Here is a 12371-nt window from a genome sequence, read left to right as displayed (position 1 = left end):
GGACACCGGCGGGTGTGTGTTCACACCATATCGAGGGTGATTGCCACCGGACAATGATCTGAGGCCTTGGGCCGGTCCCAGCCGGTTCTCGGATAGCGTTCGGGAGCCTGTCCATCGGGAAAAATGGTGCGGAACGGCTGGCCTGCCCGGACGATATCGGGAACACGGCTCGCATTGCTTTCGGCAAGCGAGGGGGAAAGCAGGATATAATCAAGCTGACACAGATGCCGCTCCTCGGGGCCACGCGTATGAAACAGCGTCCAGCGGTCCATCTCGTCGCGCCGTTGAACCACATTCTCGGCAAAGCCGTCCGAAGTGAAAATGTCGACAGAGCTCTCGGCTTCACGAACCGGCTCGAAGATGTAACCGTTGGTCCGGTCGCCCGAAATGATGACGCGTTCCTGGTAGTCGTTCATGTCGCCGCAGATGACCCAGCGCTTGCCGGCGGTCTTTCCCGATCCGAAGCGGTCCTCGATGATACGCCGTACCGCCCTCGCCTCCGCCTTGCGCACGGCCATGGTTGCGGTACGCCCGTCCATGCCGTTGCGGGGTGACCCCATCGACTTGAAGTGAACAACGTAAATGGTCAGCGGCCGCTTGCCGATCCTGACATCGATTTCCAGACAATCACGCCGGAACACCCGGTCTTGCGGCTGGTTGGTCTCGGCGATGGCGTCGTCAAACAGGTCGAGATCGGCATAGGTCAGATGCGCATGGCTTTGCATGTTCTCAAAGGTGATGGGCTGACCGTCCCGCGTTTCCTCGCGCATCATGACAGCAACATCGATGCCACGCCCGTCATTGCCGTCGATCATGTATTTGTTGCGGTAGCCATGGCCGATCATCTTGAAGAGATAGCCATATTCAAATGCCTTCAACGCATCGAGGTCGTCCACCTCCTGAAGGCACAGAATGTCCGCCCCGGTCTCGGCGATCGCCAACGCGGTCAGCTGGCGCGTATCGTCCGTATGCGCGATGGTCCGTGCCTGTTCCAAAGTGCGGTATTCGGCCTCCGTCTTGATATCGAAAAGCTTGAGGCTGCGATCCTGCCGTAACTCGTTGCGAAAGCCCGAGAAGTCGAATCGGCTCATCAGGTTCTCGACATTGAAAGTGGCAATCCGTAGGGACATGGTCTGCGGTATCCGTTCGCGGCATGGGCTGGCGACCCTGTGTAGAGCTTTCGCGACGGCTTGTCACGCGGGCTTGATAACGCTTCACCAAACCGGAACAATGCGCTGAATCAAAACGATTTTGCCCGGCCCAAGCAGCAAAGCGTGATGACAAAGTGATCGCTCACGGTCCAAAGCGAGCTTGCCAGACGGCGGAACATGACAAATAGTTAATGTGGTTTAACACTTATCCGGGAGGCATCTATGTCAGGATTGCTCAAGGGGCTCGCAATTGCCGTGATCAGCGCCGGATTGCTCGCCATGGCTGCGCCGCATGCCGAAGCAGGAAAGAAATACCGCTACGGCCATAAAGGCGGCAATTTCGGCGCAGGCCTTGTCACCGGGTTGATTATCGGCGGAATCGTCGCCAGCGGCCCGCGTCACGGCTATTACTACGGACCTCGTCACAAGCGCTACTACGGGAAACGCTACTACTATCCCAAACCCTATTACGGACCGCGCCATTACCGCCGCACCTACGGGCCGGCGCCTTACTACAGGCCGGCACCGCGTCCCCGCTATTACGGCTCTCGCGCGCACGTCAATTACTGCTTCCGCAAGTACCGGTCCTATCGCATATCGGACAATACGTTCCAGCCCTATCACGGTCCACGCAGGCCCTGCCGGTCGCCGTACTGAAAAACGCTGAGGTGATGCGGGCGCGTCAGGACGCCGTGCCTGCAGGTCTCCGGATCTTTTCTGCGTTTTTGAGCCAATAGGGAAACCTGGTCAGGAGCGATCAAGGGTCCGGTTGAGAACGAAGGCGGCCATGGCTGTCGCCAGGACCGGTGCCAGAACCAGGCGAGGCTCAGAAAACAGGAATATGCGATACTCGTGGACCATCGCGCCCCATTCGGGCCGCCCGGTGTCTGCCGAGAGCCCGAGAAATCCCATCGACGCCACAAGAATGATCGCACGACCGGCATCTGCGCCCGCCAAGGCTCCGATCGCAGGCCACGCATTGGGCAGCATGTGCCGGTACACGGCGCCCGTGACCGATGATCCGAGCGCAAGGCTCGCAAGCCAGTACGGCTCGCCGCGCAAACGCTCCAACAAGGCCGACATGCTGAGCGCATAGGGTGCCCATGTGCTTGCAACCAGTGCCGCCGAGATCGCCAGCAGACCCGCCCCGAAAAGCGTTGCAAGCAGCAGAGCCGTGATAAGGGTCGGCAGCGCCAGCGCGGTCTGTGCCAGCCATCGTACGGGCCGGGAGAGCGCGGGCGGGCCGAAACCTATTGCAACGCCAGCCGCAAGGCCCAGACCGATACTGGAGGCGATGACAATCGCAATGGCCGATAGAGACGGCCGCGCTCCGGCAAGGATACGCGAGGCCACGTCCCGGCCCAGATGGTCCGTGCCCAACCAGTGTTCCAGAGAAGGTGTCGACAAGACGTTGTTTAAGTCCACGGCGTGGGGATTATGAGGCTGCCAGTACGCGCCCAACAGCATGGTGCCGACAAACAACAGCGCGACCGGGAGATAGTTGTGGCTCCGTTCGCTTGTCATTGCACCCTCGACGGCAATGAGCCAATCCGCGGATCAAGCGTGTGTCTCAGCAAAGCACAAAGATGCAGGCCGAAGATTATCCATAGGGCAACGAGCGCGATATATGATTGCAAAACAGGATAATCACGCGACGACACTGCATCCACGACCCGTTCAGACAATCCCGGAATCCCGAAAACAATCTCGGCAATGGCCGTACCACCCACAATCCATGCAAGATCGGGCGCGATGCCGGCCACAAGCACGATCGCGGCCTGACGGCCGCCATGGCGCCACAGCGCGGTCTTGCGCGAAAGGCCTTTTGCAAGGGCGGTCCGCATAAACGGCGCTGCCGCCGTTTCGGCAAACCCGGTGCGTACCAGGCGGGAAACACTGCCGATAGAGAAAAATGCGACCAGCGCAACCGGCAGAACGAGCCGTTCAACCGTGCTGCCCGAGAATGGAAGAAGCCATCGAAGTTCGGCGGCAAACAGCCAAAGCGCCAGGAGCCCCACAGCAAAGGCAGGAAGCGCCTGACCGGCCACGGCCATGCTCCGCGAAAGACTATCAGCCATGCCTCCAGGGTGGAGCGCGGCACGAAAACCAAGAAATGTGCCGAAACAAATCGCAGCAATCATGCCGCCGAAACCAATCGCCGCCGACCATGCCAGGCGCGGAGCAAGTTCATTCGAAACGCTGCCGCCGGTGACAAATGAAACACCCCAATCGAGGGTGACGAAACCCTTCAGCCAGATGAAAAACTGCTCGATCAGACTGTGATCAAGCCCCCAGGCCTGACGGTAGGCGGCGACCAGCTCGTCGCCGGCGTGAACATTCATGCGATTTGCAAAAATATCGACCGGATCGCCGGGAATGAGGCGAATCAACACAAAGCTCACGGCAACCGCAGCCAGCCATGACACAAGGGCCATGAATGCCATCCGCATTGCCGCAAGCCAGCTCATCGCTCAGGCTCCCTGTCTATGGTTGCGACACAAAAAGATCCGGACGGATGACGTAGTAGTCCGACCCCCAAGGCTGATAATCCGCCAACCGGCCGGACAGGCCGACATGCCATTGCGGCGTAACGAGGAACGAGACCGGGGCACCATCCGCAATCAGTTCCTGCGCCTTTTTTGCCAACGCAATCCGCTCATTGGAATCCTCTGCCTTGCGCAGCGCGTCAACAACATCGTCATAGGTCGCACTGGACCAGCCCGTGTAATTGCGTGCGGCATCTGTTTCGAAGAAGAGAGAAAGAAACAGGCCAGGATCACCCGAAGGAGCGGTATGCTGCGCCCAAAGGAACAGGTCGAACTCGCCGCTGTCCGCGACATTGCTCGGGGATTCGGTCACCTGCGTTGTCACTGCAATGCCCAGATCCGCGAGAGCCGCACGGATTACCGGTTGGAAGGTCACGAGATCGGGGCGCTGCGGATAGGCCCACAAAACGAGGTCCAGATTTTTGCCATCCTTGGAGCGCAAGCCATCATCACCCATAATCCAGCCGGCCTCATCAAGCAGGCGTGCCGATAGGTCGGGATCGTAGGCAAGTGTCCCCTCGGCAGCAAACGGGTAGCCAGCGGCGAAAGCGCCTGTCGCCGGTGTGCCCGCTCGCGCGGCGGTTACCAGATGGTTCCTGTTAATAGCAGCGTCGATCGCCCGGCGGACCCGAACGTCTCCCAGTGTCGGCGTGCGCGTGTTCATCCACATCATGTACTGGTAAGCGACCGGGAAAGATCTTACCGACCGGTCTTTGCTGCCATCAAACATCGAGATGGTTTCAACAGGCAGATTGAAGGCAAGGTCCAACTCGCCGGATGCAAATGCAAGCGCCATAGACTGACCATCAGCGATCCGCCGGATCGTAACATCCGGCCGCTGCCCGTGTCCTTCATAGTGCCTATTCGGCACCATCTCGATCGCGGAGCCGGTTTCGAAGCTTTCCACGGCAAATGGACCGGTAAAGATGGGATCGCCGCTGGTCTCCATGTAAACCGGGAAGGCCCACTCGGCGAGAATGGATGGAAGGATCGCCGTTGGCTGCTCGGTTGTCACGTTCAGCGTATCGTTGTCCACCGCTTCGAAAATCAACCGGCCCGCTGTCGCGCGTGCCGACGCGTTGGCCTCACCGGTGCGGTTGAGAGCGGCCGCGACCAGCTTGGCTGTAACGGGCGTTCCATCGGAGAAAAAGCGTTCGGGCGACAGTTCAATCATCCAGGAGCCATCCGCATTTTTTGTCGCGGACGCGGCGAGATTAGGAATGACCTCTCCATCGCGCGATACGGAGAAAAGCTGTTCGGCAATACCATGGGATACGAGCGCCCAGCCGGTTGAACCATCGGCAGGATCAAGACCTGATGCAAGGAACGTCTGGCCGACAGTCACGTTTTCAGCCGCCGCGGAAGCAATCACACCTGCCAGGGCAAACGCAGCTGCAAGGCCTGCAGCCGACAGGGCGTTGCGGCATCTGTCAAAGGTTTGCTGATCCCGGTTCAATTGGTTTTTCGCAATAAGCATCAAAGTATGTCCTTGTCGATTGCAGGAAGAATGGTGAAATCAGGGTCGATTGGGTCGCCATCAAGGTTGAGGGGCGGAATGCGGCCAAGAATGCCGGCGCGCAAGGCTTCTGGACGATCGGCGCGCTCGACGAAACCATTGGTTGTCGTGGCATACTTTTCGGCCAGTTCGAGGATCGCCTCGGCATCGGTTTGCGGGTGAAGATCGCCGAATACGAGCGTGTATTTGGATGGCCCCGACAGCGCGACAACGCAAGGACGCTTGCACTGGCTCATGCAACGCACGCCACGAAACGACATGCCGAGCCCGGCGGCGGCGCTGCCGGAAAATTGTGAATGGAGTGTCTTGGCCAGGCGATAACCCGGCCGCTGGTTATCCGGGCCGGAGAACGCTGCCTGCCGGCAACGGGTACAGACCGACAAGCTCGCCAATTTCTTGTTTTGCACAGATCATCATCCCCCGAGGAAGCGGCGGGTACCGAAGGGAGAGATGAAGGCCGGATTTGTTACGCCCGGCAAATGTCAGCGAAATTTTCGATGTCATCACTACGACCTCCCCGGGGGCACCCCGCCCGAGTTTAAGTTGAGCGATGGCAGGTCTCCTGACTCGCGGGTCTATGCCTGTCAGCACCTTCCCAGGATGGAGACTACACACCATACCCAGTGGTTTTCGCTGATAGGCTCTCCGCTTACAGTTGCGGGGGCAGTCACGGAATTGGCACCTGATGGTTACACCGCACCGTGTTCCCTTTTCATCCAGCTAGCCGTAAGGATTCGCCGGAACCATCTGGGCGGCAGTCTTATCGTGTTGGTGATAGCTGTCAACATCGCGACGGGACAATGCGCAAAGAGAAACGCGCTTGGCTTTGAGGTTATTTGCGCTTGTTCCCGGTCGCCTCCTTGTCTAAGCGTCTGTGCATGCAAGGACACAAAAAATATATCGTTTCAACCACCATCAACGCACCAACCGAGGCGATCCGGCGCTTTGATGCCATGAAGGACTGGACGTTGATCGTGGTGGGCGACCGGAAAACGCCGACCGACTACCGGCTGGACAACGGGCGATACCTGTCACCTTCGGATCAGGAAAAACTCGCACCGGAGCTTTCGGAGCTGATTGGCTGGAACTGCATCCAGCGCCGAAATCTCGGCTTTGTGCTGGCGCTGGATGAAGGCGCCGATATCATTGCGACGGTCGATGATGACAACATACCCTATGAGAACTGGGGCAGCGAACTGCTTGTCGGCACGACGGCGACAATGAAGTCATTTATCGTCGATGGCGATTGTTTTGACCCGGTCGGCGCGACGGAACACAGGCACCTTTGGCATCGCGGCTTTCCCCTTCAACTGCTTAGAACCCGAGACTATTCAAATTTCGAAGACCGACAGGTCCATGTCGATATTCAGGCCGATTTCTGGGATGGCGACCCGGATATCGATGCGGTCTGCCGCATGGAACACGCTCCGGATGTAACTTTCGATACGGGCAGCTTTCCTTTCACATCCGACACGGTCAGCCCCTTCAATTCACAAAATACTTTCCTGACCTCCGAAGCACTTCGGCGCTACTTCATGGTGCCTTTTGCCGGCAGGATGGACGATATCTGGGCCGCCTATCATCTGCTTCACCTCGGCTACAAAGTCGCCTATGCGCAGGCCTCGGTTCGCCAGGACAGAAACGTGCAGGACCTGACCGGCAATCTGGTCAACGAGTTTGTCGGCTACGAAAACAACGCGAAGATGGTGCAAGCGATCAATTCCGGAAGTTACGACATCAGTGCCTACTGGCCGCAACGGGCCCTTAGAGCCTATGAAGCCTATATGCGCAGGGTGGATGCATGATTTCGATCGTCATTGTGGGCCGCAACGACAATTACGGCGGCGATTTCGAGGATCGGCTGTTTTCGACCAGCCTCTACAATCTTAAAGCGCTGGAGGCCCGGGGCGTTGAGGCGGAGCTGGTATTCGTCGAGTGGAACCCGCTTCCCGGAAGGCCGTTATTGTCAGAAAAGCTGCTGTCCACCATCGACAAGGCGCGCTGCATTGTTGTCGACGCATCCATCCACCGGCTGATCAGCGAAAACCGGCACATCAAGCTGTTTGAATATCACGCCAAGAATGCCGGAGCCGCCAGAGCCAGAGGATCATGGCTGCTGCTGACAAATCCCGACAATTACTTCGGCGACGATGTCCTGGAGTTCCTGCAAAAGGGCAACTTCGAAACGCGCATGTTGTACAGGGCCGGCTGGATCGACATCGAGGATGCATCTTCGCTTAACGACCCATCCCTGTCCGACAACCATGCCAGCGATATCGAGCCCTATTGCATGGCGTCAGGAGATTTCATCTTTTGCTCCAGATCGCTCTTTCACGAGATTGGCGGTTTCCGCGAGGATTTGACCTTCAGCAACACGCACAAGGATGCCATATTCTGTACAGCGGCGTTTGAACACACCGCACCCGTCCAAAAGATCGGCAACACCTATCATCTCAGCCACGGCCGGCCCGGGCAAAACATCCGCCGCGTCGACTTTGACTGGCGGAAGGTCGACCGGCAGCCGCAGGATTCATTCGGCCTGACCGGAGACGATATCATCACGACACAGAACGACAGGCTGACGACCTTGACCCTGCCTGATCATCTGCAGCGCGCCGCGATGGAGCGAACTCTTCCCGAGCCCGTCGTTCCCCAAGCTTACCGGCCGCCGCAACCGTCAGTCTTTCGCCATCCGCGCAAAACGCTCAAACGTCTTCTCGGCTTGCGCTAAAAAAACAGACGGTGCTTTGTCACCACAAAAAAGCCGCTGCCAAAATGGCAGCGGCAGGTCCCCCACCCCGGCTAAGGTCGATCAGAAGTGATAGGCAACACCGGCACGGACATTGTGAATGTCGGTAGTAATACCGGCCGGCGCACCGACATCCTGGAACGTATCGTTGAAATTCATGTAGAGGTATTCAGCCCGGGCACTGATGTTCTGCGTGACCATATATTCAAGGCCACCGCCGACCGTCCAGCCGGTTTCAAGGCCAGGATTGCCCGGGCCGGCAAAGGACGACTTGAAATCCATAAGCGCCAGGCCGCCCGTGGCATAGATGTGAAACCGGTTCATGGCATAACCGAGCCGTCCGCGAACGGTTCCGAAACTGGACAACTCCCAGTCAAAGCCGTCGAAACTGCCGAAAGCCGCATTGTAGTCGCCCTCGACGCCAACAACGATGTTGTTGCTGAAAAGGTGGTTGTAACCGGCATAACCGCCAAGCGACGCGCCCGAACCGTTACCGCCGACCGTGTCGACGGTCTCATGGTGATATCCAAGCAGAACACCGGCATAAAACCCGTTCCAGTAGTTCGGAGCAGGCGCGGACTCAGCGACCGGCGCTGCCACAGGTGCGGGCTCCAAGATCGCATCCGCCGCATGTGCCGTGCCGGCCAGGAGCGCCGCCGGCGCAGCCACTGTTAGAAAACGCAAAAATCTGGTCATCGCAATTTGTCCTCGTTTGGTTGCGTCGACCACATATGGGTGTATGAACAGTCTTTCTTCAAATCACATTCAAAATAAGAGAGCCAACACTTTGTGTTGTTTCAATACTGAAATATTAAACAACAAATACTGAACATGTTTAATGTATATATCTCTTGAAATATTTCGCCCATTAAAAAAAGCGGAGCGCAAAGCGCCCCGCTGATGTTCGTTCACGCCCTATTGATAAGGCAAAACCAAACCGGTCAGTTACGCTCCTTGTCGACAAGCGCATTGGACTTGATCCAGGGCATCATGCCACGCAACTTCTCACCGACTTCCTCGATCTGGTGGGCATCGTTGTTACGGCGAATGCCCTTGAAGCGCGCACCGCCGGCCCGGTATTCCTGCATCCATTCGGATGTGAATTTTCCGGTCTGGATATCGTTGAGCACCCGCTTCATTTCGGCCTTTGTCTCATCGGTAATGATGCGCGGGCCCGACACATATTCGCCCCATTCGGCCGTGTTCGAGATCGAGTAGTTCATGTTGGCGATACCGCCTTCATAGATCAGGTCGACGATGAGCTTGACTTCGTGGAGACATTCGAAATAGGCCATCTCCGGTGCATATCCGGCTTCCACCAGCGTCTCGAAACCGGCACGGATCAGTTCAACGAGACCACCACACAGGACGACCTGTTCGCCAAAGAGGTCGGTTTCGCACTCTTCCTTGAAGTTGGTCTCGATGATGCCGGATCGTCCGCCGCCAACGCCGCACGCGTAAGAAAGGCCGAGATCATGGGCATTGCCCGATGCGTCCTGATGAACGGCGATCAGGCAGGGAACGCCGCCGCCCTTCTGGTATTCGCCGCGCACCGTGTGACCCGGACCTTTCGGAGCAACCATCAGCACGTCGACAGACGCTTTCGGCTCGATCAGGCCGAAATGCACATTGAGGCCGTGAGCAAAGGCAATCGCCGCACCGTCACGGATGTTACCGGCAATGTGATCTCGGTAGATGTCAGCCTGCAGTTCGTCGGGCGTTGCCATCATCATCAGGTCGGCCCAGGCGGCGGCATCCGCGACCGACTTGACCTCAAACCCGTCTGCTTCAGCCTTTTTGACCGTCGCTGATCCCTCGCGCAGGGCAATGACGACGTTGGTCGCGCCGGAATCCTTCAGGTTCAGCGCATGCGCCCTTCCCTGGCTTCCATATCCGATAATGGCGACTTTCTTCGATTTGATCAGATTAAGATCGGCATCGCGATCATAATAAACACGCATAAGTCTTCCTTTCCTTCATGTTCTGAATTGATCATTTGTTCATCCGTACCGGTTCGAGCTCCGATCCCGAGCTCCCGGCGGTCCCGTAAAGCGAGAAAAACTGTTCAACGGCCTTTTTTGCCTGCCGCTCCAGCATGCCGTTTCCGGATGCGGATTCGTCGCCCAGCAAGCGGCGCACATGAATATCCCGGATTATCAGGCCGTATAAGGTGCCGAACGCCTCCTCGCCGTCATCATAGGCGATAAAACCCTTTGTTCGCCCGGCTTCAAGCAGCGCACCGGCACGCAGCCCGATCACCCGGCGCCCGCGTTCCAGCACCAGCGTGCCGAGATGGGCGTCCTCGCGGCTCGCCTGGCCGATCGCCAGCCGGTTCAAGGCCAGTGAAACATCGCCTGAGAGGACGCTGAGCAGATCGAACGCGAAGCGCTCAAGCGAATTGCGAAAGCTCCGGGCCGTCTCAGGCAGCGTGGCTGCTTCCGGCAAACGCACCTTCCCGGCCTGGTATTCGATGATGGCAGCCAGGAGACCATCCCGGTCGCCGAACCATTTGTAGAGGCTTTCCTTGGAACAGTTTGCGGCCTTTGCAATACGCGCCGTGGTCAACGCACCACCGCCCCCTTCCACCAGCAGGTGCAAGGCGGCTTCCAGCACTGCATTCTGGCGCGGCGTGAACTCTGCATCCTCTAGCGGTACCGGGTTTACAGGCACTTTCGTACTTTCCATGGTTATGCGTACCGTACGGTACGGTTCGGCGGTTTTAAGCGATGCCGCTTGGACCGTCAAGCCGCTTTTATATAGATTGCAACGAAAGGGCATCCATTCGATATTGCCCGAAATCGAACTGCGCAACGGGATGCTGATTCAATTTGGACGAGTGATCGCTCGTGCCCGCCCTAGCTTGCACCATGGAGGAAAACGTGACGAAACCCTATACGCTGCACAACCGCCTGGGCTCAGGAGGGTTTGCGATTGAGGCCGTCCTTGCTCTCGCCGATATTCCACATGAGCTGGTCCTGCTGGAGTCGATACCTGGCAGCGATCTTTCCGAAGAGTTTCAGAAAGTGAACCCATGGCGTCAAGTGCCGGTACTGGTTACGCCCGACGGTCGTACCGTCACCGAAACGGCGGCGATTCTTTTCTACCTTGCCGAGGAACACGAAACGCTGCGCACAGGACCACAGCTTTATATCGATGACAACGCCGCCTTCTACCGGTGGGGCGTGTTCATGGTGGTCAATCTCTATGAAGGCATGTTGCGGTTGGTCTATCCCGGACGTTACGCCAAAGACCGCGATGTCGCACCCGAAGAGATCGACAAGGCGGTTCGTCGCGCAGCCGCAGCGAGAAATCACGAGGCTTTTGGTCTGATTGAAAGGCAACTTGAAGATCGATCGGGACTGTGTGGCGACCGCCTGTCACCCATCGATGTTCTGTGCGCAATGCTTTGTGCCTGGCATCGCCCCCGGCCCGATCTGCCGCGCTGCACTGCCTTGACCAAGTCCGTTGCAAGCCACCCTGTTGTTGCCCCGATATGGGCGCGCAATTTCAATCACTGGCTGGAATTTGATTGGACAAAGCCGGATTGAAGCATCGAAGGATCTGACTGCGAAGTGAGGATTGGACCCAGCCCGACGTTAAACGTCGTGCCCACAAGCTCGCAAGAAACGCCGCACGGTCTCGCTCATGCCGTATTGCAAGGCATCAGCGGTCAGGCCGTGGCCGATTGACACCTCTAGCAGCATCGGCATGCTCTTTTTCAGCGCCGTCAGATTGGCCACCGTCAGATCGTGACCCGCATTGATGCCGAGCCCCAGATCGGTAGCAGTGGCAGCGCTCTTTGCGAGCTGAGCCAATATCCGGCTTTCGGTTTTCGGATCGTCATAGCTTGCCCCATAGGGCCCGGTGAAAAACTCCACCCGATCGGCACCCGTTTCGGCTGCGGCCGCAAGCGCCTCGGCATTTGCATCGCCTTCGGCAAAAAGGGAAACCCGAATACCCTGCTTCTTCAGCCGAAGCACGACAGGCTTCAAAAGCTCCAGATCCCTGCGAAAATCCCACCCATGATCCGATGTTGCCTGCGCCGGGTCGTCAGGAACCAGCGTCGCCTGTTCCGGCTGATTGGCTTCCACTAGCTGAAGGAAGTCCTCCGTCGGATATCCCTCGATATTGAATTCGGCGTGCGGGAAATCGTCATCAATCAGCGCCCTGATCTTGGGCAAGTCGGAAAACCGCACATGTCTCTGGTCCGGCCGTGGATGAACTGTCAGCCCGTGTGCACCGGCTTGAAGCGCCAGCGCGCCAAGGTCCGTCAGGCTTGGCCACGGCAGATCGCGCCTGTTGCGCAACATCGCAATGGCGTTGAGATTAACGGACAGCCTGGTCATCGCAGTTTCGACCATAATTCTTTGCTTTCAACGGGTTCGCCCACTTTTGCACTATCTAACCCG

The 12371-nt window shown here is 57.9% G+C and carries 13 protein-coding genes and 1 riboswitch; of the genes, 4 read left to right on the top strand and 9 right to left on the bottom strand.

Annotated features, from left to right (window positions below; genetic code table 11):
- Positions 1–20: 20 nt before the first annotated feature.
- Positions 21–1130, bottom strand: a complete 1110-nt coding sequence (locus OQ273_RS04360; RefSeq protein ID WP_267989249.1) for an endonuclease/exonuclease/phosphatase family protein — start codon at positions 1128–1130, stop codon at positions 21–23.
- 243 nt (positions 1131–1373) lie between these two features.
- Here OQ273_RS04360 and OQ273_RS04355 point away from each other — a divergent pair, with 243 nt between their 5' ends.
- On the top strand, positions 1374–1808 hold the full coding sequence (locus OQ273_RS04355; RefSeq protein WP_267989248.1) for a BA14K family protein: 435 nt from the start codon (positions 1374–1376) through the stop codon (positions 1806–1808).
- A 90-nt stretch (positions 1809–1898) separates the two neighbouring features.
- Here OQ273_RS04355 and OQ273_RS04350 read toward each other — a convergent pair whose 3' ends face one another.
- The 4 genes from OQ273_RS04350 to OQ273_RS04335 are packed head-to-tail and all read right to left on the bottom strand — an operon-like array spanning position 1899 to position 5620.
- Positions 1899–2675, bottom strand: a complete 777-nt coding sequence (locus OQ273_RS04350; protein ID WP_267989247.1) for an ABC transporter permease — start codon at positions 2673–2675, stop codon at positions 1899–1901.
- Complete coding sequence (locus OQ273_RS04345; protein ID WP_267989246.1) at positions 2672–3619, bottom strand: ABC transporter permease; 948 nt, start codon at positions 3617–3619, stop codon at positions 2672–2674. The genes OQ273_RS04350 and OQ273_RS04345 overlap by 4 nt, the downstream gene beginning before the upstream one ends.
- A 16-nt stretch (positions 3620–3635) precedes the next feature.
- Positions 3636–5174, bottom strand: a complete 1539-nt coding sequence (locus OQ273_RS04340; RefSeq protein WP_267989245.1) for an ABC transporter substrate-binding protein — start codon at positions 5172–5174, stop codon at positions 3636–3638.
- Complete coding sequence (locus tag OQ273_RS04335) at positions 5174–5620, bottom strand: DUF1636 domain-containing protein (RefSeq protein WP_267989244.1); 447 nt, start codon at positions 5618–5620, stop codon at positions 5174–5176. The genes OQ273_RS04340 and OQ273_RS04335 overlap by 1 nt, the downstream gene beginning before the upstream one ends.
- Before the next feature lie 128 nt (positions 5621–5748).
- A riboswitch (cobalamin riboswitch) is annotated at positions 5749–5976 on the bottom strand.
- 115 nt (positions 5977–6091) lie between these two features.
- Between OQ273_RS04335 and OQ273_RS04330 the strand changes: the two genes are divergently transcribed.
- Together OQ273_RS04330 and OQ273_RS04325 are read left to right on the top strand one after the other, a co-directional pair.
- Complete coding sequence (locus tag OQ273_RS04330) at positions 6092–7018, top strand: hypothetical protein (RefSeq protein ID WP_267989243.1); 927 nt, start codon at positions 6092–6094, stop codon at positions 7016–7018.
- On the top strand, positions 7015–7944 hold the full coding sequence (locus OQ273_RS04325) for a hypothetical protein (RefSeq protein WP_267989242.1): 930 nt from the start codon (positions 7015–7017) through the stop codon (positions 7942–7944). Before OQ273_RS04330 ends, OQ273_RS04325 begins: the two co-directional genes overlap by 4 nt.
- 81 nt (positions 7945–8025) lie before the next feature.
- Here the strand turns inward: OQ273_RS04325 and OQ273_RS04320 are convergent, their stop codons facing one another.
- The 3 genes from OQ273_RS04320 to OQ273_RS04310 form a co-directional block, all read right to left on the bottom strand.
- Complete coding sequence (locus tag OQ273_RS04320; protein ID WP_267989241.1) at positions 8026–8658, bottom strand: outer membrane protein; 633 nt, start codon at positions 8656–8658, stop codon at positions 8026–8028.
- 245 nt (positions 8659–8903) lie between these two features.
- A complete protein-coding gene (gene ilvC, locus OQ273_RS04315; RefSeq protein WP_267989240.1) occupies positions 8904–9923 on the bottom strand; it encodes a ketol-acid reductoisomerase in 1020 nt (339 codons plus the stop codon).
- Between the two features lie 31 nt (positions 9924–9954).
- Entirely contained in the window at positions 9955–10647 is a 693-nt protein-coding gene (locus OQ273_RS04310) for a TetR/AcrR family transcriptional regulator (RefSeq protein WP_267989239.1), read from the bottom strand.
- A gap of 194 nt (positions 10648–10841) precedes the next feature.
- Here OQ273_RS04310 and OQ273_RS04305 point away from each other — a divergent pair, with 194 nt between their 5' ends.
- Complete coding sequence (locus tag OQ273_RS04305; protein WP_267989238.1) at positions 10842–11510, top strand: glutathione S-transferase family protein; 669 nt, start codon at positions 10842–10844, stop codon at positions 11508–11510.
- Positions 11511–11558: 48 nt separating this feature from the next.
- Here OQ273_RS04305 and OQ273_RS04300 read toward each other — a convergent pair whose 3' ends face one another.
- Positions 11559–12323, bottom strand: coding sequence for a pyridoxine 5'-phosphate synthase (locus OQ273_RS04300; RefSeq protein ID WP_267989237.1), 765 nt, complete (start codon positions 12321–12323; stop codon positions 11559–11561).
- Positions 12324–12371 lie beyond the last annotated feature (48 nt).

The organism is Hoeflea prorocentri, assembly GCF_027944115.1.
GTDB classification, from domain to species: Bacteria; Pseudomonadota; Alphaproteobacteria; order Rhizobiales; family Rhizobiaceae; genus Hoeflea_A; species Hoeflea_A prorocentri.
This window is presented reverse-complemented; position numbering and strand designations above follow the sequence as displayed.